Genomic DNA, 22682 nt, shown 5'->3' with positions numbered 1-22682 from the left:
CGGGTAAACCTCCTGTTAGACTGCGGGCCACACTCTATAGTTGCAGCATCCATTTCAACAAACAGGCACGAAGATGACAGAACCCACCCGGATTTTCCACAACCCCCGCTGTTCGAAATCCCGTCAGGCTCTTGAGTTACTGACCAACCAGGGCATCGAGCCGGAAATTATACGCTACCTGGAAACGCCGCCAACAGAGCAGGAACTTTCAGATATTCTTGATGCACTCGGCTATCAGCCCCGTGAACTGATGCGCACCGGTGAAAAGGAATACAAGGAACTTGGCTTGAACAACCCGGATCTGAGCCGCGAGCAGCTCATTGCTGCTATGGTAGCAACTCCGAAACTGATTGAGCGGCCAATTGTTCTCGCCAATGGCAAAGCCGCCGTGGGCCGCCCCCCGGAAAACGTTCTCTCGATTCTTTGATTTTACCACTGTCGACTTAAAGGACACTAAAATGCCCGAGCAACTGCCCTATGTTCTGATTCTCTATTACAGCCGCAACGGGCAGACTGCAGAGCTGGCCACCCAGATAGGTCGGGGTGTCGCAAAAGTGAACGGAATCGAAGCCAGGCTACGTTCCGTTCCAGTGGTCTCACCAGATACAGAAGCCTCACTGCCTCCCGTTCCGGATGCCGGTGCGCCCTTTGCCAGCAAGTCAGACCTGGCAAACTGCGCGGGCCTGGCCATCGGCAGCCCGACAAGATTCGGCAATATGGCAGCGCCTTTAAAGCATTTCCTGGACACCACCGGCGATCTTTGGGTAAGCGGAGCACTGGTCGGTAAACCGGCAGGCGCCTTTACTTCGACCGGAAGCCTGCACGGCGGCCAGGAAACTACGCTGTTAACCATGATGATGCCGCTGCTTCACCACGGCATGCTACTGTGCGGCCTGCCTTACACAGATAAAAATCTTAGCGAAACGACAACCGGGGGTACACCTTATGGTCCATCGCACTGGGCCGGGACTGCCGAACAGCTGCCCCTGAGCAAACATGAAAAAGCCCTCTGCCAGCTCTTTGGCGAACGCCTGGCAAACCTGGCACTCAAACTGGCAGACTGAGACGAATACAGCCACGCCACGTAAAGCTCTTTATACCTTTTGGAATCTCACAATGCTGTACAATCCCAAAGCCCGATACACCGCACGGGCAACCCAGTTTCTTTATCTGTCCGTTTTGGCTGTCCTGCTGGTTACAACCTTCTATCCTGCACCGGTCGAAGGCGTTTCGATAGCGTTGATACTTTCAGTCAAATTAATCCCATTGTTGGCATTGGCAATACCGGTTTTCAAAGGCAACAATCGTGGTTATATCTGGCTGGCATTCGTGGTTATCTTTTATTTCACTCAAGCGGTAGTTTCAGCCTGGCTAAGCCAGGGTGCAGCAGGCCCCGTCATTCTTATGTTGCTCACCTTACTGCTGTTTATCGTGGCAATGGTGCATCTTAAGGTGAATCGGCGAGTGACAGGCTGAAATACTCCAGCACCGGAAAGTGATACTTAATGGCCGAGCCCAACAAAACAACGCAACCATCACGACCGCCAGCGCCACCCAGAAGCACGCTGACTTTGCGGGATATCTGCACAGCACTGGTGAGCGACGGCGAAATCAGCCAGGAAGACGCAGAACGCGTGCTTTCTGCCAACCTGGGCGCAGCCAGCAATCAGTCAGCAAAACGTCATCCTTTGGAGCTGGTGGCGATTGCCGCTCTTTCCAGTGAAAAAAGCGGTGCGACCCTGGATCTTGAGCGACTAACGCAATGGCTGGCAGGCTGGGCTGACCAGCCCTATTACCACATTGATCCGCTGAAAATAGATACACCTGCGATTGCCCGAGTCATGTCATATGCGTTCGCCCAGCGCCACGGCATTCTGGCTGTAGAGATCAGGCAGGACGAGATCCTGGTAGCCAGTGCCGAACCCTTCAAGAATGACTGGGAAGGCAACCTGCGGCAGGCCTTGCGCAAAGACATCCGCCGCGTGGTAGCGAATCCTGAAAATATCCGCCGTTATTCCGTGGAGTTTTACCAGCTTGCAAATTCCGTCAATAAAGCCAGCGGCAGCCAGGCGCCGGGTAATAGCGCAGGCCATCAGAATCTGGAGCAGCTTCTGGACCTGGGGGCCAGTGACAGTGCAGATGCCAATGACCAACACGTTGTGCGCATCGTCGATTGGCTGTTGCAGTACGCCTTTGATCAGCGCGCATCCGACATTCACATTGAACCAAGACGAACGCTGACCCATGTTCGTTTCCGGATTGACGGCGTTTTGCACAGCGTTTATGAGTTCCCTGAACACGTAGGCATGGCTATTACCAGCCGGCTCAAGATTCTGGGGCGCCTGAACGTCGCCGAAAAGCGCCGGCCACAAGATGGCCGCCTGAAAACCCGAAAGCCCGACAACAAAGAAGTAGAGCTGCGACTGGCCACCATGCCGACGGCATTCGGGGAAAAGATGGTGATGCGGATATTTGATCCGGACGTCTTGCTGAAATCCTACGAACAACTGGGGTTCAGCCGAGATGACCGGGAGCGCTGGCAGGAGGCAACCTCGAAGCCCCACGGAATAGTGCTGGTCACTGGTCCTACGGGCTCCGGCAAAACCACAACGCTGTACTCCACACTGAAACAAATTGCGACTGCCGAGCTTAATGTCTGCACTATTGAGGACCCTATCGAGATGGTTGAGGCCGCATTCAATCAGATGCAGGTCCAAACCAATATAGACCTTACCTTTGCCTCCGGTGTCCGGGCTTTGCTGAGGCAGGATCCGGACATCATCATGATCGGTGAAATCCGTGACCTGGAAACCGCTGAAATGGCAGTGCAAGCAGCACTCACCGGTCATCTGGTACTCTCAACCTTGCATACAAACGATGCGCCAAGCGCCTTGACCCGAATGATGGAGTTGGGTATTCCTCCGTATCTGATTCGTGCAACAGTACTGGGGGTTATGGCCCAACGCCTGGTGCGCACCCTCTGCCCCCATTGTAAAGCGCCGGCCCCGGTTGATGTTCAGGCGTGGCAGACTCTCACAAGACCCTGGAAAGCACCTGCACCACAAGAGTTCCACAAGCCGGTTGGTTGCCTGGAGTGTCGCAATACAGGTTACCTTGGTCGCGCTGGCGTATACGAGATCATGACGCTTTCAGGCGCGCTAACGAGTCAGATTACCGATGAATGCGAACTGGAAAAGCTGCGACTGAGCGCCTACCGGGAGGGTATGAAATCACTGCGTCTAAGCGGCGCACAAAAGGTAGCCAGCGGCCTGACCACCGTTGAGGAAATTCTCAGGGTAACGCCGGAAAGCCAGCGCTGACAGCGGATATAACCAGAAGAGTCACGAAGGTTAGGCCCCGGGCCTCAACCCACACTGCTCCAGCAGCGCTTGCCAGGCTTTGGTATGAGTATTTACTGCGGCATCCAGGCTCGCCCATACGCTTTCACGCCCGCCCAGAGCCAGCGCTGATTGATACCACACGCGAAACTGATCGGGCATAACATCAGCCTGCATGGTTGCCAGCTCGGATAGTGGCTTAATCAGATCTGTGCGTGCACGCCGCAAGTCCGCGAGATAGGGTTGTACTTTCTCGATATAGATACTGAAAAACATGCTCTGAACTATGTCAGACTGGTTATTTGGCTTGCCATTAAGGCATAGCGGGCGGCTATCAAGCCGCTGACGGATAATGCCTGTGGCATCCCCGAGGCGGGCTGTGACAAGCCGGGCGCTGTTAATCAACTGGCCTGCCCGATACTCCGCCTGCCAGCGTTGATGCACATCACCCCAAAAGCCCAGGTCCACCTCAAGATCCTGCTCCATCAGTACCGCCACAGAGCCGTTTAGTTGACGAACGTCCCGAGCAAGATCCGAGAGCGGATCGTCAGCCGCAATCGGGTACTCGCCCTTGGCAAGCGTGAACAGTGTTTCCACTTCTTCCACGCCCCAAGTCGCATTCCAGACAGCAATTGGCAGTGTTTCGCGTTTACTGGCAATAGCCTTTTTTAAAACTTCCTGAAGTTCATCATTTTCGACCGTTTTCAGGCAATCACCGGCAGCGCGGATAAAGCGAACTTCATAGCGCAGGCGGTTAAGGGGCTGCATCACCTTGCCCATAACGGAATTTTTCTCGCCAACCACGTATTGCAGCTCACAACCGTATAACGACAAAAAATCCAGCATGCTCAGTTCGAGCTCGGGCATAGGCAACACACGGTTGCGGCGCCTTGGCATCTGGTCCGTGGCAGGAATCCGGGAATACTCGGGCTCTGTGTCCAGCACACGGCTAACCCTCTCTACGTATTCGTCCATCATCGGACGAACCTCTGAAAAAGGGTTGCAACCCGCCAGCAGAAGCAGAATCACGCAGGAGGCAAACAGCCTGACAGGTCGGTTTCCGGGCATGGTTACCTCACAGCTGTTGGCTATCGCTTTTGCAGCAGGGCGTCCACTTCGGCAAAGTTTCGGGCAACAAATCGTTCTGTTTCTGGCACCTCAGAGTCCCGAATCAACCAGGCGGTTTTCATACCTGCGGCCTCCGCGGCCTCAAGCTCAGCTTCGACATCGGACAGGAACATTACGGTTCCAGCCTCTACACCAAGTTCACTGAGAATATTACGATAGGCATCTGGCTCTTTTTTGCCACCGATCCGGGTATCGAAATAACCGGAGAAAAACGGCGTACAATCGCCGGCACTGGAAAAGCCAAAAATCAGTTTCTGGGCTTTTACCGAACCGGAGGAATAAACGTATAAGCGCAGCCCACGATCGTGCCACTGCTGAAGGTACTTTGCGGCATCTTCATAGATATGGCCTTTCAACTCACCATGCTGATAACCCTGCTCCCATACCAAACCCTGGAGCGTCTTAAGCGGCGTTGCCTTCCGGTCTTCACGAATCCAGGACTGGAGCGTTTCTATCAGCGCTTCCACATCGCCCCGGTCCGTACCGGATTGTTCTGCTAACAGGTCAAGCTGCTCTGACACTTCGGGATCATCCTGCTGATCACGAATAAATCCCGGCATATGCTCAGTGGTGTAGGGAAACAACACATCGTGCACAAAAGAAATCGAGCTGGTTGTGCCTTCAATATCGGTAAGAATCACGCGTATCATAGAGTTGTCCTCTCCAGCGCCTCAAAACGCGGCAGGCGCTCGGCAATATCTTCTCCGGTAAACTCTGCAACCCAACCCTCAGGATTGGTAAACAGCCGAATGCAGGTGAACTCAGGCTCCGGCCCCATATCAAACCAGTGGCGGGTACCTTCGGGTACGCTGATCAGGTCGTTTCTCTGGCACTGCACAGCAAACACCTGATCACCAAGGTGCAAATAGAATATTCCCTGCCCGCGTACGAAAAAGCGCACCTCATCTTCACTGTGGGTGTGCTCATCCAGGAACTTCTGCCGGAATGCCTCTTTCTGCGGGTTGCCCGGGTTGAGGCTCACAACATCGGCAGTCTGAAAACCACTCTCTGCCTTCAGCTTCGCAACCTCCTCGCTGTAGGCCTCCAGGATCTGCTCAGGGGACGCGTCCGCCGGCAAATCCTGCGTTGGCCAGCGCTCAAAGCGAACACCGACATTGTTTAATAATTGACCAATTTCTACTGCATCACTGGTCACTGTTCCAGCTGCACTGGGGTTATGTGTATGAAAAATGCTCAGAGTCGTCATGGGCGAACCCTCATAGTTGCAAGTTCACATTCAAACAGAAATTCAAAGGCTTCCACGTGCCGAAGGCAATCCGCCATAGTTTTACCCCAGGTGTATAGCCCGTGCCCGCGGATCAGGTAGCCCGGCTGTTCCGGGTTTGCCATAAACCATTCCCGGGTTTCCCGTGCCAACGCCTCAATGTCCTGAGTGTTCTCGAAAACCGGCACTGTCAAAATCGATTCGTGGGTATCAATGCCATCAAACGCTTTTTGCAATTCATAGCCTTCAAGCTTCAGTGAGGCGCCTTCAGGCAACAGCCGACTCAGAACCGTTGCGCTCACGGAGTGTGTGTGGAGAACGGCTCCTGCATCTGGAAAGATCTGATACAGCGACGTATGTAACAAGGTTTCTGCCGAGGCACGGCAATTACTCTGCACCGGCCTGCCATCAAGATCGACTACCATGACATCACCCGCCTCCAGTTCGCCCTTATGCCGGCCTGATACTGTGATGGCGATGTGGTCACTATCCAAACGGGCCGAATAGTTGCTGCTCGTAGCCGGAGACCATCCCCGCCCGAACAGAAAACGCCCGGCGTCCATGATGGACTGGGCAACAATGGCGAAACGGCTTACATCAAACACGGATTATTTTCCCAAGGTTGAAGTGTAGGGCTCGAAGGCTGTTCGCAAATGATGCCGCTCTTTGATCAGATCAGCAACAACAGAAATGGCGATTTCTGCAGGGGTTTTACTGGGAATATCAACACCTATCGGCGCCCGTAATCGCTTCAAAACATTTTCATCAACGCCAAGGGAGGCCAGGCGAGCGCGCCGCGCCTCAGACGTTCGAGCGGACCCCATTGCACCGATGTAGAAGGCGCTGGACTCAAGCGCCGCCAGCAAACCCATGTCGTCGATTCGCGGATCATGGGCCAGTGCGAGCACGCCACAACATGGGTCGTCAAAAAAACCAGTAATCAAGTCGTCCGGCAAACGCCGATCAAGTGGCAGGTGGTCGTAACCCCAACCGGATGCAAAGGCTTCCCGCGGCTCACACAGAGTTACGTTAAAGTCCGCGGCGACCGCAAACTCAGCCACATAACGGGCTACCTCACCGGCTCCGATCAGCAACAGCCGGCACTCAGGCTGCAGCGTGTGGCGTAACTCTTCACCATTAAATACAACTCCCGGGCGAGCACCAGGCACTGCAAGTTCCAAAGCAATGCTACCCTGCAGGCTAACGCGACGCATGGCTGAGCCCCGGTCTTTCAGCGATTCCGCCAACTGTCGCACATGCTCAATTGCTGCACTGTTTGTACCAGAAGCATTACCCAACGGCTCTACCAGCAACCGGATACTGCCCCCACACGGCAAACGGAAATCGTCACGGTCGTTATCAGTGATGCCGTAATCGACGAGAACCGGGTAGTCCGCGCCCTCCTCGACGGTACGGCGCAGGAGATCTTCCTCCAGACAGCCGCCCGACACGGAACCACTCCATTGCCCTGAATCATTGACCGCCAGCCACGAGCCTGCCGGGCGCGGTGATGATCCCCAGGTGTCCACAATGGTGCACAACCATACCCGCCGGCCTTGCTCAAGCCATGACAAAACATCTTTGATGACCGATTCATGGGCTCCGGCCATCGGACCCGCTGAGGTGTCAGGCATCAGCTTTCAGAGGCAAGCTGCGCTGACGTTTGCCGGTCAGCGCAAATAGCGCATTACCCAGAGCCGGTATGACCGGGGGCACACCTGGCTCGCCAACGCCTGTTGGCGCTTCGCTGCTCTGCACAACATCTACCGTTATTTCTGGCAATTCATATTGGCGCATCAGTTGGTAATCGTGAAAGTTGCTCTGCTGCACCTCACCATCTTCGAGGGTTATCTCGCCGTAGAGTGCAGCGGTCAGTCCGAAGATAATCCCGCCTTCTATCTGGTCTTCTACGATGCGCGGGTTAACCACCTGGCCGCAATCCACGGCACAAGCCACTTTGTAAACCTTGATGCTTCCGTTCTCCACACCAGCTTCCACTACCTGAGCAACAAAGGTTCCAAAGCTCTTGAAAAGGGCTATGCCACGCCCGCGACCTTCCGGAACAGGCGTATTCCAGCCGGCTATGCGGGCAGCTCTGTCGAGCACTTCCAGATGACGGGGCTGACCCACCAGCAGTTTGCGGCGGAACTGATAGGGATCTTGTCCGGTTTCGTAAGCCAGTTCATCCGTGAAGGTTTCAACAGCAAAGCCATTGTGGGAGTAGCCCACCGAGCGCCAGAACGTCACGGGGACGCCGGGGTCGGTATGGGTGTGGCGGATGTCTATATTGGCTACGTTGTAGGGGTACTCTATGGCGCCTTCAATGGCGGACATATCCTTGGGCGTGGCGATACCTTCGGCGAGCAAGCCTACCTTACCCAGGGTGTCGTACATGAACTTCGGCGCCCAGGGATACTGAGCTGGTGCGGCGTTGCGTACATACCAATCCAATAGCTGGGGGCCTATGATTTGATGGTGCCAACCGGTCAGTTGGTTGCCCTCAAGGCCAGCCTGCATCCGGTGCAACATGGCCGGGCGATACAAATCGTGCTGCGTATCTTCTTCCCGCGACCAGATCAGCTTTACCGGTTTTTTCATCCGATATGCAACGGCTGCGGCTTCTTCGATGTAGTCCTGAGTCAGGCGACGACCAAAGCCGCCACCTAGAAAGGTGGTATTGATCGTAACGTCACTCGGAGAAAGATTGGTTACCCGGGCTGCGGCAATACGGCCGAGATCCGGAGCCTGGGTCGGCGCCCAGACTTCGATGGTGTTACCGCGGTACCATGCGGTGGCATTCATGGGTTCCAGGGTGGAGTGAGCCAGGTAGGGTTGGCTGTATTCCGCCTCAAATACCTTCCCTGCTTCGCCAACAGCAGCTTCATAGTCGCCTTCGCTGCGCTCAGACTCCCCGGGATCCTTATCGGCGGCCTTGCGGTAGGATGCAAACACCTCGTCGGTAGAAAGCGACAGCGCATCCTCATTATCCCACTCAGCCTTCAAGGCATCCTGAGCTTTTCGCGCGCGCCAGTACTTGTCGGCGACGATCGCGACACCGCGCTCAATCTCAAACACATCGAGGACGCCGGGCATGGCGCGGAGTTCGTCCCCATTGAACGCCTTGATTCTGGCACCGTAACGGGGCGGCCGGCTTACCACGCCATAAACCATTCCGGGCAGCTCAACATCAATGCCATAAACTGCTGTACCAGTAGACTTGGCGTGGGCATCAAGCTTGCCCCCCTGCTTGCCAATGTACTTCCACTCGGCAGCCGGTTTCAGTGCGATATCACCGCGAAGGACTTCTTTCGATGCCAACTCTACCAACTGCCCGTAGCGCATGGACTCCCGACCATTGGGGTGAATCACCCGGCCTTCGCGAGCCGAACATTCGGCTGCATCCACCTGCCATACTCTCGCTGCTGCCATAATGAGCATCTGCCGCGCCGACGCACCTGCCGTGCGCAACGGCTCCCAGCTCGTCGCTATACTGGTACTGCCACCGGTTAACTGTAATTTGTACAAAGGATTGCGATATTCCGGCGCCACAGGCGCAAATCTGGGAGTGATCGCCGCCGGTTCAACTTCCAGCTCTTCTGCAATCAGAGTGGTAAGCCCGGTATAGGTACCCTGCCCCATCTCAACCCGGGCCAGTGTAAAATGAACTTCGTCGTTATTCGTTATTTCAAGCCAGGCATCCGGCTTCCACTCACCCGTCTCCTGCTTGTATCCAGTCGGCATTCCGGAACACCCAGGGAGCGATAGGGACAGCATCAAAGTGCCAGACGTTCCAGCACTTACCTTGAGAAAGTCGCGTCGGTTCATCGTCATATCAGCTTATCTCCCTGACGACTGCCGCATCGTAAGCCAGAGAGCTATCTACCGAAGAGTTTTCCACCGAAGAGCTTTCAACCACAGACTCAACTGCGGCAATAATTCGCGAGTAGGTGCCGCACCGGCAAAGGTTGCCGGTCATAGCCGCCACAACATCGTCCCGGGCTGGCGCCGGATTGGTTGCCAAAAGGTGAGCCGCACTCATGATCTGGCCAGACTGGCAGTAGCCACACTGCGGCACACCCTCTGCAATCCAGGCATTTTGCAGGGCGTGCAGCTTACCATCCTCTGCCAGACCTTCAATGGTCGTCACTTCACCACCCACTGCGGCCTCTGCCCATGTAGAGCAGGAACGCACAGGCTGCCCATTCAGATGCACCGTGCAGGCACCGCAAAGGCCCGCGCCACACCCGAACTTGGTGCCCTTGAGCCCCAGTTCATCGCGTAATACCCACAACAAAGGGGTATCACCCTCTATATCCAACGAGTGCAGCTCGCCGTTAACTGTAAGGCTCAGTGCCATGCCTACTCTCTCCCGTTATCGTCCCGGCTCTGTCTTCCGGGTTATTAGTTTTATCTTTGCCGAAACGTATCTGTCAGGCATCTTGCACGCCTTTATTTAATAACTTTCTCGCCCTCTTTGTTGGTCCAGATGTCCCGTTCTCCGGTTTTCATTTTTCCATTAGAATCCCAGATCTCCCGGTTCTCTGTCGCACTTTCAACCTTACCGTTATCGTCCCAGATGACCCGATCCTGACAACCTGCCAGAACCAGAACCGAAAACATCATTAATAACGTTTTCTTCATACTAAACTCCTGCTTAACAATGAATTGGCCAAATATTTACGGTAACCGACACCTTGTAGTTCTTAGCGTGTACCGTGGATCTCCCGGTTACTCTGCTTTTCCCGCTCACCTTTCCGCACCATGACATAGACTGCACCGGTTCCACCATGGTGTTTTTGGGCCGAATGAAACGCCAGCACATCTGAGAGTTCCGGAAGCCATTTCGCGAGATAGCTCTTGAGCTGTGCCACCCCGTCGGGATTACGTTCTCCCTTTCCATGAAGGATGATGACTGAACGCAGGCCATAGCGGACACAATCACCAATAAACCTGAATACATCCCTGCGTGCCTGCTCGACCGTCATCCGGTGCAGATCCAACCTGGCTTCGATGGGGTACTGGCCCAACCTGAACTTGCGAAAAACCCCATGCTGAATACCGGGCCGCTGCCAGCACAGTATGTCGTGCGCCGTTAAAGGATCGACAATGTCAGAGGTCAGTGGGTTAGCGTCGCTGAATGGTTTCTCAACAGCGGCCCGCTGACGCTCCAGATGGCCGGGCGTCAGCTCACGGGGTGTGGCTATCTCGGCGCGATTGGGCTTTCGGATGCGCCGGACATCCTTCATTTCCTCAAGAAAGCTGAGGCGATCATTTTTGGTAGTCATGGCCGTGCTTTAAATAACCTTTTGAATGGGAGAATTTTACCACCCGGCGCGTTCCCCATAAAGAAAACGGGGAGATTGCGCGGTGCTATGATCATCACATTGCGACCAAAATCGTAGAGTGAACACCCACACCTGTGGACTACACTGTTAGTTGACAATAATAACGAGCAAGTGGAACCGGCTATGGCAGCAGCGAATCAGGACACGACACGCCCCCAGAATACCCGTTCTATTATGGGGTTCCTGCAGGCGCATGCACCCTTCTCAAATATGGACGACGACCATCTCGCCCACTTCGCCGAACACGCCACACTGCGCTTCTATGCAGATGGCGATGTGGTCCTTTCTGCTGAAGACGGAATCGTTAACAGGTTTTACGTTGTAAAACAGGGACGGATCCGTGGCGAACGTCATAATGAAAAGGCTGAAAAGACAGAAACCACGTTTGAGATCAGCCAGGGAGAGTGTTTTCCTCTAGCCGCCATCATAGGCGAACGCCCAACTCGAACGCTACATCGTGCGACTGGCGATACCTTCTGCCTGAGCATAGAGCAGAACACCTTTGTTACCCTGATTTCCGAAAGTGAACCCTTCCGGGATTTCTGTTTGCGCGGTGTCAGCAGCTTGCTCGACCAGGTTAACCAGCGTATACAAACCGGCGCCATGGCATCCATAGGGTCCAGCATATCTCTGAGCACACCTCTCGAACGCTATGCCCATCGCAACCCCATTGTATGCTCTCCGGATTTGCCGATACGCAAGGCCGTTGCGCGAATGCACGAAAACAACGTTGGCAGCATTGTCATTACCGATGACAGCCGGCATCCAACAGGCATTTTCACCCTACGCGACCTGCGCACCATGATTGCGGAAGAGACCTGCACCCTGGACTCGCCGGTTCGCCAGACAATGACCAAAAACCCCTGCTGCCTGAGAGCCCATGCGGATGCTTTTGATGCAGCCATGTTGATGGCCGAGCATCACTTCGCTCACCTTTGTGTGGTCGATGAAGACAACCGCCTGATAGGAATGGTTTCGGAGCGGGACCTTTTCTCTTTGCAGCGCGTCGATCTGGTTAATCTCGCCCGCACCATAGGTACCGCAACGCATTTACGAACCCTGGTCAGTTTGCGCACCGACGTCTCCAGACTGGTCGATGCCATGATGGCCCATGGTGCCGACTCCGGTCAGGTTGTGAAAATTATTACCACGCTCAACGACGTTACTGTGCGACGGGTACTTGAGCTCAACATCAAGAAAAACGATCCGGGCATTCCTTTCACCTGGCTGACCTTTGGCAGCGAAGGACGGCAGGAGCAAACGCTGCTGACAGACCAGGACAACGGCATACTTTTCCAGACACCGGAGGGCATGACGGAAGACCAGGTCAGGGAAAAACTGCTGCCGTTCGCCCGTGTCGTCAACGACGAGCTTGCAGAGTGCGGCTTTACCCTGTGCAAGGGAAACATTATGGCCAGCAACCCAAAACTGTGCCTGAGCGATCGCGAATGGGATGACTGGTTTGTCCGCTTCATCGATGCATCCACACCGCAAAATCTTGTCTACTCCTCTATTTTCCTGGATATGCGCGCGGTATTCGGACCAAAAGAGCAGTTGGACGAATTGCTGGACAGAGTTTCAACAAGGGTCCGCAAAAATGCCCTTTTCCAGAAGATGCTAGCCGGGAATGCGTTTCAGAGAAAACCGGCACTGACTATGTTCCGGAACTTTCGCTTTGTGTCTGAGGGTAAAAAGCATAGCCTCGATCTGAAACGCCAGGGCCTCGCACCTTTCGTTGAGGCCGTACGCGTTTTTGCACTTGCCAACGGAGTTAAAAGCGCAAATACGCTTGAGAGAATGGACGAACTGGTTGAGAAAGAGGTCTTCGAAGCAAAAGACGCCGCTGCCTGGAAAGATGCTTACAGCCTGATTCAGGCCATCCGCATGCGGTCACATCAGGAAATGCTTGAGCGGGGCGAAGAGCTCTCCAACTACATAGATCCGGATGATCTGAACCAGTTAGACCGGCGCATTCTCCGTGAGTCTTTCCGGCAGGCCCAGCGCTTGCAGCAGAAACTCGAAGTTACCTACCAACTCTGAATCCAGGCTGCCGCCCCATGTTGGAACAGATCAGACAGTGGATTGAACGTCGCCGCGCTGGCCAAACCGGTAACACCGCGCCAGAGAACATGCCCAACCCTAAAACCCCGGGTGATCAGCTGCTTTCCGAATGCCGCTTGATCGTCCTCGACCTGGAAACTACAGGGCTACATCCAGCCAAGGATGAAGTCATTGCTGTTGGTGCCGTCGCGATCAAGGGGGGAGCAATTGACCTCAGCGATCAGTTTGACCTGATCCTGAAGCGCCCCGAGCTGGACATCACGAAGACTGTCCTTATTCACGGTATAGGACCCGAGGCGCTGACCCAGGGACATGAAACCGAAGATGCACTGCTGTTTCTACTGGAATGGATGAATGGCGACCCGGTACTCGCCTACCACTCGGCATTTGACCAGAAGTTTCTGGAGAAAACCCTGAAGGCAGAGCTTGGCTACACCCAAAACCATACCTGGATGGACGTAGCTGACATTCTGCCCGCATTTTTCCCGGACGCCCTTACCAAAGGTAAAGGCCTGGATAACTGGGCGGACCACTTTGGACTGGAGGTCAGCGCAAGACACCACGCAGCTTCAGACGCGCTGGCGACTGCTGAACTGACTCTGATTGCCCTGAACAAAGCCCGTAAGAACGGTCTGAAAACCCTCCGGGAACTGCACGACAAATTGCGGTACCAGCGCCGCCTGAAAGATATACACCGCATATAGCCCAAGTATTTGAAACCACTAAAAAACAGACGCCTGTCACAGCAAACTTCCCAGAATTAGACTTTTTGCCAATATCTATAAATCGATTGACAGGTAGAGTCGTAGAGGAGAACAAGTAGGGGAAGTACTAATATGAATAATAAACTCTCTGGCTCGCTCAGCTCACCGAAAAACCACCATAGATCAACAACAACAAGACAGGAGTAATCCTATGTCAGGTCATAGTTACGACGCTGAAAAGTACTGGAAGGCGAATCTTCGCCTTATATTCGGGAGCCTGATTGTCTGGGCTCTGGTTTCTTACGGCTTCGGAATTCTTCTGCGGCCTATGCTCGCCGGTATCCCTATCGGCGGCACAGATCTGGGTTTCTGGTTCGCTCAACAAGGCTCCATCCTCACGTTCATTGCTCTGATTTTCCACTACGCGTGGCGCATGAACAAAATCGATGAACAATTCGGCGTGAGCGAGGAATAAGCGTATGAGCCAATTTGGAATCAATATCATGTTCGTAGGTGGGTCATTCCTCATCTACATTCTTATCGCCATCTGGGCCAAGGCTGGCAGCACCAAAGACTTCTACGTTGCCGGTGGCGGCGTTCACCCTATAACCAACGGCATGGCAATTGGTGCCGACTGGATGTCTGCGGCATCCTTTATTTCCATGGCAGGCATCATCGCTGCTAGCGGCTATGCAAGTTCTGCCTACCTGATGGGCTGGACAGGCGGTTATGTTCTACTGGCTATGCTCCTGGCACCTTACCTGCGCAAGTTTGGCAAGTTCACGGTTCCGGAGTTTATCGGCGATCGGTTCTACAGCAAAAATGCGCGCCTGGTTGCGGTTATCTGCCTGATCGTTGCATCTTTGACTTATGTTATCGGCCAGATGGCTGGTGCCGGTGTAGCTTTCTCCCGCTTCCTGGAAGTTGACTCCACCACAGGCCTGATGATTGCAGCTGTCGTCATCTTCATCTACTCCGTACTTGGTGGCATGAAGGGCATCACCTATACACAGGTTGCTCAGTACTGCGTACTGATCATTGCCTACACCATCCCCGCAGTGTTCATCTCGCTGCAGCTGACCGGCAACCCGATTCCTGCACTTGGCCTGTTCTCTACTCATATTGATTCCGGAATGCCGATTCTCGATAAGCTGAATCAGATCATCAGCGACGTCGGCTTCAACGAATACACTGCGGATGTTGATAGCCACCTGAACATGGTGCTGTTCACTCTGACATTGATGATCGGTACTGCCGGTCTTCCGCACGTTATCATTCGCTTCTTCACCGTTCCCAAAGTTGCAGATGCTCGCTGGTCTGCTGGCTGGGCACTGGTATTCATCGCGCTGCTGTACCTTACAGCCCCGGCTGTTGCGTCCATGGCTCGACTGAACCTGATGACAACCATCTATCCTGATGGCACTGCCGCCGAGCCGATTGAATATGACGCTCGTCCACAGTGGGTCAAAGAGTGGGAAGTTACGGGTCTGATACAGTTTGAAGACAAAAACGAAGATGGCCGCATCCAGCTTTACAACGATGCACCGTCATTCCAGGCTGAGGCTGATGCTCGCGGCTGGGAAGGCAATGAGTTGGACGTAAACCGTGACATTCTGGTACTTGCCAACCCGGAAATTGCCAATCTCCCTGGCTGGGTTATCGGTCTGATAGCCGCAGGTGGTCTGGCTGCCGCACTATCGACAGCAGCAGGCCTGCTTCTTGCGATATCGTCGGCAATCAGTCACGACTTGATCAAAGGCTCAATCAACCCGGGCATTACGGATAAAGGCGAGCTGTTGGCAGCCCGTATATCGATGGCCGTAGCGATAGTTGTGGCAACATACCTTGGCGCCAATCCTCCCGGATTCGCGGCTCAGGTTGTGGCACTGGCATTTGGTATCGCCGCCGCATCCCTGTTCCCGACTCTGATGATGGGTATCTTCTCCAAACGCATTAACAACACCGGCGCAATTGCAGGTATGCTGTGCGGCTTGGCGTTCACCCTGACCTACATCTTTGTGTACAAGGGATGGTTCTTTATACCGGGTACTGCAAATCTTGCGGATACTCCGGCGAACTGGGTACTCGGCATCTCCCCACTGTCGATTGGTGCAATTGGTGCCATCGTCAACTTTGCGGTAGCCTTCGCTGTATCCAACGCGACTGAAGAGCCGCCCGTTGAAATTCAGGAGCTGGTTGAGAGCGTTCGCTACCCACGTGGTGCGGGACAAGCTCAAGACCACTAAGCAACAACCCGACCTGCTTTACTCATTGAGTTGACAGGTTATTACTGAACGGGCTTCCTCTAAGAGGAAGCCCGTTCTTTTTTAAGGAATCACATTTATGTTCTGGACTCTTGTAGCCACTGTATTCTGCGGGCTGGGCGCCGCCGGCATCGCCCTGGGAATCCGGGCGGCCACCCGCAGCAGGGCGCCTAAGTGGATTATTCCGGTATTTGCCGGAGCTGGTATGCTTGGCTATCTTATCTACGGCGAATACATCTGGTTTGACCATAAACAGTCACGTCTGCCAGATGAAGCTGTGGTTGTGAGCACAGAGAGCAAAGGGATTTTCTGGCGCCCCTGGTCGCTGGCATTCCCTTATGTAACAGCGTTCTCCACTGTGGATACGGACAGCATCGCACAGGACACCGACAACCCGGAGATCATCCGGTTCACGCTCTACCGTTTTGAGCAGAAAATGACAGATACGGTTTCACACCGGGTTCATATTATTAACTGCAAGACCCGCGAAGTCGTCCCCATTGGCTCCGATGGAACGCCAAGGGTAGACAACCTCAAAGTTCTTGACCGAAACGACCCACTTTTCTCTACCGTATGTGCTGGCTGATATTTCGGTAAGGAACCAGGTAATTCGCACGACCTGACGGAAGTTTATAAATATGATTAGTGCCTGGCTGCTGGTTTTAATCTCTATAACCTACATTTCGATTCTGTTTATCATCGCGTGGGCAGGAGACAAGCACCCCGGGCTCTATCGCAAACGCCTTGCACGAACCCATGTGTATTCGCTGTCACTGGCGGTCTACTTTACTTCATGGACATTTTACGGCGCCGTTGGCCGTGCCACCCAGGAAGGGCTGGGCTTTTTGCCAATCTACCTGGGGCCCCTGCTGGTCTTTATTTTCGGCGCACCACTCCTGCGCCGCATTATTCACATAAGCAAACGCAACAACAGCACATCCATAGCGGATTTCATTGCTTCCCGGTACGGCAAGTCACAGCTGTTAGCCGCCATGATCGCGGCCTTTGCGTTGATTGGCAGCGTGCCCTATATCGCATTGCAGCTGAAAGCTATTGCCATGGGCTTCAGTGTTTTATCGGACACGGGCTCCGATGCAGGGGGGCTGACTACTGCGGCCTGGAACGATGCCGCCTGGTACATAACCCTGGCCCTGACAGTATTCACGGTGCTGTTTGGCACTCGCCATCTGGAGTCCACCGAACACCATCGAGGCATGATTCAAGCCGTTGCTTTTGAATCGCTTATCAAACTTGTTGCCTTTGTTGCCGTCGGACTTTTTGTTGGATACGGGCTCTATAACGGCTTTGGGGACCTGTTTGCAAATATACAGCAGGCTGACCTGACTGGCATTCTGACCACTGATGCTATCGAAGCTCCTGCCTTTATTACCCAAACCCTGGTGGCGATGCTCGCCATCATCTGCTTGCCAAGACAGTTTCACGTCATGGTCGTCGAGAATGCCGACCCCCGGGATTTTGAAGTTGCGCGTTGGGCTATGCCAATCTATCTGGTGGTAGCCAGCGCTTTCGTTTTGCCTATTGCTGCTGCAGGTTTGTTGGCGCCTGAGGCCGTAGGCGGTGACCCGGATATCCTGATCCTGCAGTTACCAATCATGGCGGGCAAAGAATGGCTGGCCATCCTCGCCTTCCTGGGTGGCGGATCCGCTGCTGCTGCCATGGTAATCGTCTGCTCCGTCGCCATTGCCACGATGGTGAGCAATGAAATCATCATGCCAGCGCTGCTCAAGTTTTTCCGTCCAAGGATGAACCGCCAGGCGGATCTGAGTTTTTTGCTGCTTGGCATTCGCAGGGTGGCGATTTTCGTTGTTCTACTGACGGCCTACGGCTTCTACCGGATGGCAGGAGAGGATTACAGCCTGACATCATTCGGGTTGCTGTCATTTGCCGCTGCCGCGCAGTTCGGCCCTGCCCTGGTCGGAGGTATCCTCTGGCGTCGCGGAAACGCTACAGGTGCAACCTGGGGGCTCGGTTTGGGCTTTCTAATGTGGTGTTACACGCTACTGCTCCCGGCACTGGCTTCTACAGGCTGGTTCACCGACTCCCTGATCAACCAGGGTATCTGGGGCCTGAGCTGGACAAGGCCCACAGCGCTGTTCGGGCTTGAACTCGACCAGACCAGCCATGGCATTATCTGGAGCCTCGGTATCAATACTCTGGTGTACATAACACTCTCACTGCTCACCCGCCAACGAGTGCGCGAGAAAATCCAGATTGCCTCATTTTTTCATGAGCCCAGCCCCAAAGGGGATACGGTTCAGCATCAAAGCTGGCAGGGGGAAATACTCACAGCAGACCTGCAAGCTCTTACTGACAGGTTCATGGGAGAGGAACGCTCGGAGATCATTTTCCGTAATTATGGACGACGCAACGCCATAAGACTCCACCCACATCGCCCGGCTTCATCTCATTTGATGAAATATATAGAACGCCAACTGGCGTCTGTAATAGGCGCCTCCACCGCCCGGGTGGTTCTGGAATCGACTCTCACGGGTCGCGACATGCAGATTGAAGATGTGGTCAGTATCGTTGACGAAGCATCTCAAGCCATGACTTTCAGCAGGGAGTTGCTGCAGTCAGCGATCGAGAATATAAGCATTGGCGTCTCTGTCGTTAACCAGCAACAGCAGCTGGTGGTCTGGAACCACCGTTATCTGGAGCTCTTCACTTACCCGAAAGGCTTTGTACGAGTTGGGCGCCCAGCCGAAGACCTGATGCGCTACAACCTCACCAACGCAAACCTTCCGGCTCGCCGTATCGATGAAATCATCACGAACCACTACGCCAGTATGCGTGAAGGTCAGCATATTTCTTACGAACGCCAGCGGCCAGACGGGACAGTCGTGCTTGTAGATGGTAGTCCGATCCCGGGTGGGGGCTATGTCACGACATTCCAGGACATTACGGCGATGCGCCGCACTGAACAAGCACTGAAAGAAACCAACATCTACCTGGAACAGCGGGTTAGAGAACGCACGCAGGAGCTCCAGGTAATCAACGAGCAAATGCTCAAAGCGAAGTCTGTTGCCGAGCAGGCAAACCAGAGCAAAACCCGCTTTCTTGCGTCTGCCAGTCACGACCTACTGCAGCCACTGAATGCGGCACGGTTGTTTACCTCTGCCCTTGCCGGGAAAGCCAATAATGCCGAAAACAAGGAACTCGTAGATCACATCGACAGCTCGCTCGGAGCTGCAGAAGAAATCATCAGTACCCTGCTCGACATTTCCAAGCTTGATGCCGGGGCGCTTGAGCCAGACATTGGAGTATTCCCGGTTAGCGACATTATGCGCCACCTGGCTACCGACTTTACCGCCATTGCCGAAGACCAGGGTCTAAAGCTTCACGTCGTGCCAAGCAGTGCCTGGGCTCGCTCCGACTCCAAGCTCTTACGCCGTGTGGTACAGAACTTCCTGTCCAACGCCATACGCTATACGCCAGAAGGAAAAATTCTGTTGGGTTGCCGCCGCTTGAAGGGGTATCTGCGCATAGAGGTGTGGGATACCGGCCCGGGCATACCGGAAGACCAGCTGACCTTCATTTTTGAGGAATTCCGGCGCTTTCAGCAAGGCCGGGACAAAAAAGGGCTGGGCCTGGGGCTGGCAATCGTTGACCGTATCAGCGGGATACTGAACCATCCCGTAAGTGTCCAATCCGTTCAGGGCAAGGGTAGCGTATTCGGCATAACTGTTCCTCTCACCTCCTCGCATCAGCCAAGCCAAGTTGCTGAAGCAGCGGCTCCCAGCTCCCGGAGAGTCTCCAGCCTCGGAGGGCTGAAAGTACTTTGCATCGATAATGACCCTGCCATTTTGCAGGGAATGGTGGCGCTTCTGGGGAATTGGCAGTGCGATATTACCGCAGCTCATAGCCTCGATGATGCCCTGGAGCAATTACACTCCAAACAACCCGACATTATACTTGCGGACTACCAGCTTGATGATGACAAGAATGGTCTCGACGCGATGGACGCCATACGCATCGCAGTTGGGCACGACATACCGGGCATCTTGATAACCGGATATATGGCAACGGAAGTTCGCGAAGATGCGATCGAAAGAGGTTATCAAATCCTCTACAAACCGGTTAAACCCGCGGCGTTGAGGGCCATGGTGAACAAACTGCTGAAACAGAAGCGCTCATGAGTGCACCTGACATCAAGTCCGGCTCTGATGCGAGTGCATTCGGCAAACTCGCCTACCTTGTAATCGACGACTTCGAGAACTTCCGGCTTTCTATGCGTCACATGCTTCGCAGCTGCGGCGCAGATAACATCGAACTGGTTACACGCGCCCAGGCTGCTGTTCAGTACTGCACATATAATCACGTTGACGTGGTTCTCTGCGACTACAATCTTGGGGAAGGCAAGAACGGCCAGCATATCCTGGAAGAACTTCGTCACAAAAAGCTGCTCCAACGGTCATCCCTGTTTCTAATGGTGACATCAGAGACGTCAAGGGAAATGGTTATGGGCGCCCGTGAGTACCAGCCGGATGCCTACCTTACCAAACCAATCAACCTCGCTATGCTGGAAAAACGTCTCGGTAGCCTGATTAGCCAACGTAATGCTTTGCTTCCGATCAACCGGGAGATCGACCGGGAAAATTACCCGGAAGCTATCTCACTATGCATTCAGGCTATTCCCCGGATGCCACGCCATAAAACCTGGCTCATGAAAACCCTCGGCGAGCTCTATTTTCGGCTAGGCGATCTTACCCATGCGATTAAAGTATACGATGAGGTCCTTTCCCAGAGAGAGCTGTCTTGGGCGCGGTTCGGACGCAGCAAAGTACTGCTGGCTAACCATCGCTACGATGAAGCTGTCGCGGGTCTGCGGGCACTGATCGCCAGCCATCCAGACTACATGGAGGCTTACGACCTTCTCGCGGAGGGGCTAGAGCGCCAGAACAAGCCGAGCCAGGCACAGAAAGTTCTCGAGCGGGCGACTAATTATTCACCCAATGCCCTGCTTCGCCAGAAGCACTTGGCAGAGTTGGCAGAGTCGAACCAGGACTTGGTTACAGCAGCAGAGGCATGGCGGCGAACTGTTGACCTCGGGACGCACTCCATTCACGACAGTCCAAACAATTATCTTGCACTCAGCCAAACGCTAGGTGACCTCAGCGACGGTAATACAGAGATCGAGGGAATAGCACTCGCCAAAGAGGCTATTAAAACTCTCAACAGTATGGAAAAGCGATTTCCCGATAGCGACGCTGTCGTTCTCCGCAGCGAGATTATTCAATGCCGAATATACGCCGGCCAAGAGCAGGCCCACAAAGCCGAGGTAATACTTGAGCGCATTCGCCCCTTAGTTCAGAAGATGCCTTCACCCGACCTTGAAACCAGCCTGGACTATGCAAAGACACTCTTCCGCCTTGGTTACGGCGAGGAAGCAAAATCGCTTCTTGGAGACTTGTCGAATCAATTCGGCGATGACCCAGTCACTCTCAAGAAGATCGAAAGCCTGCTGGATGAACCCGTTAGCTTTCGGATGAAAGTCAGAGCTCGTGGTCTGAACCGGGATGGGATAGAAGCATTTGAGTCAGGTAATCTCAAGAAGGCCAAGAGCATATTTGGGAAAGCACTTGAGATGATTCCGGACCACCCTGCCCTGAATCTTAATCAGGTTCAGGTTCTGATGAAGGAGTATGAAGGCGACACGTCGAACAAAGAGCTCCTCAAGAGCTGCCAGCAGTATCTCAATCAATTGACTAAACTGCCGGAGCAGCACGGACAATATCGCCGCTACCGCGCTCTGCAACGCAAATTGAAGGCACTGAACCTATGAAAAACCGGAATATCGACTTCTCCATGGTTCTGGCTCTTGCCGTACATGACATGAAGAATTCTCTGGGAATGCTGCTAAATTCTCTCGATGAACTAAGGGCAGAGAACGAGGACAAACTCAATGACTTCACCAAGTTTAATACTCTGCAGTATGAAGCTGAACGGATACACAACGACCTCGTACAGCTTCTGGGAATCTACAGACTGGGTGACAACAACCTTTCTGCACACATTGAAGAGCACTTTGTTCCCGACTTTCTAGCTCAGCACCTAGCCAGACACACCCCGCTCCTGAAAGGCTTGGGCATCGACTACGACATTGATGCCGACCCAATCAATGGTTTTTTCGATGCTGACCTGCTTACAGGCGCCCTTAATAACACACTCAACAATGCTATTCGTTATACCAAATCGAGAATCAGGCTAACCGCCAATGAGCGTGATGGTTATCTCGTTATCGGTGTGGAAGATGATGGTGAGGGTTATCCGGAAAGCATGCAGCATACCGGCACGCTGAGCTTCAAATCCCTGGACTTTAACACTGGCAGCACAAGCCTTGGTTTATTCTTCGTTTCTGCTGTAGCAGACCTCCACAGCGAGGGAGAGCGAACTGGTTACATCAAGCTGCACAATGACGGACCCCTTGGGGGCGGTGTATTCGAGATCTGGCTTCCATAACAGCAGCAACGACTACTACAGCTCCCGGAACAACTAAACAGTCAATTTTTTGAGCCATAATTCAAACAAAAAAAAGCCCCGGCAGCGAAGCTGTCGGGGCTTTTCGGTATTAAGAGTCTGACGATGACCTACTCTCA

Annotated in this window: 21 protein-coding genes; 12 read left to right on the top strand and 9 right to left on the bottom strand. The window is 53.9% G+C overall.

Annotated features, from left to right (window positions below; all coding sequences use genetic code 11):
• The first annotated feature begins 73 nt into the window (after positions 1 to 73).
• Genes arsC through Q4501_RS17615 form a run of 4 tightly spaced genes read left to right on the top strand, consistent with a single transcriptional unit; the run spans position 74 to position 3320 of the window.
• Complete coding sequence (gene arsC, locus Q4501_RS17630; protein ID WP_303597576.1) at positions 74 to 427, top strand: arsenate reductase (glutaredoxin); 354 nt, start codon at positions 74 to 76, stop codon at positions 425 to 427.
• Between the two features lie 31 nt (positions 428 to 458).
• Positions 459 to 1064, top strand: a complete 606-nt coding sequence (gene wrbA, locus Q4501_RS17625; RefSeq protein ID WP_303597575.1) for an NAD(P)H:quinone oxidoreductase — start codon at positions 459 to 461, stop codon at positions 1062 to 1064.
• Positions 1065 to 1116: 52 nt separating this feature from the next.
• Complete coding sequence (locus tag Q4501_RS17620; protein WP_303597574.1) at positions 1117 to 1476, top strand: DUF2069 domain-containing protein; 360 nt, start codon at positions 1117 to 1119, stop codon at positions 1474 to 1476.
• Between the two features lie 29 nt (positions 1477 to 1505).
• Complete coding sequence (locus Q4501_RS17615) at positions 1506 to 3320, top strand: GspE/PulE family protein (RefSeq protein WP_303597573.1); 1815 nt, start codon at positions 1506 to 1508, stop codon at positions 3318 to 3320.
• A gap of 30 nt (positions 3321 to 3350) precedes the next feature.
• Here Q4501_RS17615 and Q4501_RS17610 read toward each other — a convergent pair whose 3' ends face one another.
• From Q4501_RS17610 to smrA, 9 genes are all read right to left on the bottom strand, one after another.
• The gene (locus Q4501_RS17610; RefSeq protein WP_303597572.1) at positions 3351 to 4406 is read right to left on the bottom strand and encodes a DUF3080 domain-containing protein; all 1056 of its coding nucleotides are present in this window, start codon (positions 4404 to 4406) and stop codon (positions 3351 to 3353) included.
• 20 nt (positions 4407 to 4426) lie between these two features.
• Complete coding sequence (mtnC, locus tag Q4501_RS17605; protein ID WP_303597571.1) at positions 4427 to 5116, bottom strand: acireductone synthase; 690 nt, start codon at positions 5114 to 5116, stop codon at positions 4427 to 4429.
• Entirely contained in the window at positions 5113 to 5673 is a 561-nt protein-coding gene (locus Q4501_RS17600; RefSeq protein ID WP_303597570.1) for an acireductone dioxygenase, read from the bottom strand. The genes mtnC and Q4501_RS17600 overlap by 4 nt, the downstream gene beginning before the upstream one ends.
• Positions 5670 to 6296, bottom strand: coding sequence for a methylthioribulose 1-phosphate dehydratase (locus tag Q4501_RS17595; RefSeq protein WP_303597569.1), 627 nt, complete (start codon positions 6294 to 6296; stop codon positions 5670 to 5672). Before Q4501_RS17595 ends, Q4501_RS17600 begins: the two co-directional genes overlap by 4 nt.
• Before the next feature lie 3 nt (positions 6297 to 6299).
• Complete coding sequence (locus tag Q4501_RS17590; protein ID WP_303597568.1) at positions 6300 to 7325, bottom strand: XdhC family protein; 1026 nt, start codon at positions 7323 to 7325, stop codon at positions 6300 to 6302.
• Positions 7318 to 9522 carry a xanthine dehydrogenase family protein molybdopterin-binding subunit gene (locus Q4501_RS17585; protein WP_303597567.1) on the bottom strand — a complete coding sequence of 735 codons (2205 nt, stop codon included), beginning with the start codon at positions 9520 to 9522 and terminating at the stop codon, positions 7318 to 7320. Before Q4501_RS17585 ends, Q4501_RS17590 begins: the two co-directional genes overlap by 8 nt.
• A gap of 1 nt (position 9523) precedes the next feature.
• Complete coding sequence (locus Q4501_RS17580; protein WP_303597566.1) at positions 9524 to 10048, bottom strand: (2Fe-2S)-binding protein; 525 nt, start codon at positions 10046 to 10048, stop codon at positions 9524 to 9526.
• Positions 10049 to 10140: 92 nt separating this feature from the next.
• Entirely contained in the window at positions 10141 to 10332 is a 192-nt protein-coding gene (locus tag Q4501_RS17575; protein ID WP_303597565.1) for a hypothetical protein, read from the bottom strand.
• 62 nt (positions 10333 to 10394) lie between these two features.
• The gene (gene smrA / locus Q4501_RS17570) at positions 10395 to 10976 is read right to left on the bottom strand and encodes a DNA endonuclease SmrA (RefSeq protein WP_303597564.1); all 582 of its coding nucleotides are present in this window, start codon (positions 10974 to 10976) and stop codon (positions 10395 to 10397) included.
• A gap of 183 nt (positions 10977 to 11159) precedes the next feature.
• Between smrA and Q4501_RS17565 the strand changes: the two genes are divergently transcribed.
• The 8 genes from Q4501_RS17565 to Q4501_RS17530 all read left to right on the top strand — a co-directional run bounded on the left by Q4501_RS17565 (position 11160) and on the right by Q4501_RS17530 (position 22545).
• A complete protein-coding gene (locus Q4501_RS17565; RefSeq protein ID WP_303597563.1) occupies positions 11160 to 13076 on the top strand; it encodes a putative nucleotidyltransferase substrate binding domain-containing protein in 1917 nt (638 codons plus the stop codon).
• Positions 13077 to 13093: 17 nt separating this feature from the next.
• Positions 13094 to 13801, top strand: coding sequence for a PolC-type DNA polymerase III (locus Q4501_RS17560; protein WP_303597562.1), 708 nt, complete (start codon positions 13094 to 13096; stop codon positions 13799 to 13801).
• A 211-nt stretch (positions 13802 to 14012) separates the two neighbouring features.
• Complete coding sequence (locus Q4501_RS17555; protein ID WP_303597561.1) at positions 14013 to 14276, top strand: DUF4212 domain-containing protein; 264 nt, start codon at positions 14013 to 14015, stop codon at positions 14274 to 14276.
• A 4-nt stretch (positions 14277 to 14280) separates the two neighbouring features.
• A complete protein-coding gene (locus Q4501_RS17550; protein WP_303597560.1) occupies positions 14281 to 16047 on the top strand; it encodes a sodium:solute symporter family protein in 1767 nt (588 codons plus the stop codon).
• Positions 16048 to 16144: 97 nt separating this feature from the next.
• Positions 16145 to 16651, top strand: a complete 507-nt coding sequence (locus Q4501_RS17545; RefSeq protein WP_303597559.1) for a hypothetical protein — start codon at positions 16145 to 16147, stop codon at positions 16649 to 16651.
• Between the two features lie 52 nt (positions 16652 to 16703).
• Entirely contained in the window at positions 16704 to 20222 is a 3519-nt protein-coding gene (locus Q4501_RS17540) for a PAS domain-containing hybrid sensor histidine kinase/response regulator (protein ID WP_303597558.1), read from the top strand.
• Positions 20219 to 21868: a response regulator gene (locus Q4501_RS17535; protein WP_303597557.1), complete on the top strand. Its 1650-nt coding sequence runs from the start codon at positions 20219 to 20221 to the stop codon at positions 21866 to 21868. The genes Q4501_RS17540 and Q4501_RS17535 overlap by 4 nt, the downstream gene beginning before the upstream one ends.
• A complete protein-coding gene (locus Q4501_RS17530; RefSeq protein WP_303597556.1) occupies positions 21865 to 22545 on the top strand; it encodes a sensor histidine kinase KdpD in 681 nt (226 codons plus the stop codon). The genes Q4501_RS17535 and Q4501_RS17530 overlap by 4 nt, the downstream gene beginning before the upstream one ends.
• Positions 22546 to 22682 lie beyond the last annotated feature (137 nt).

It is taken from the genome of Marinobacter sp. 2_MG-2023, assembly GCF_030546935.1.
In the GTDB taxonomy this organism is placed as follows: domain Bacteria; phylum Pseudomonadota; class Gammaproteobacteria; order Pseudomonadales; family Oleiphilaceae; genus Marinobacter.
Note: the sequence above shows the minus strand (reverse complement) of the source record. Positions and strands in the feature narration are given on the sequence as shown.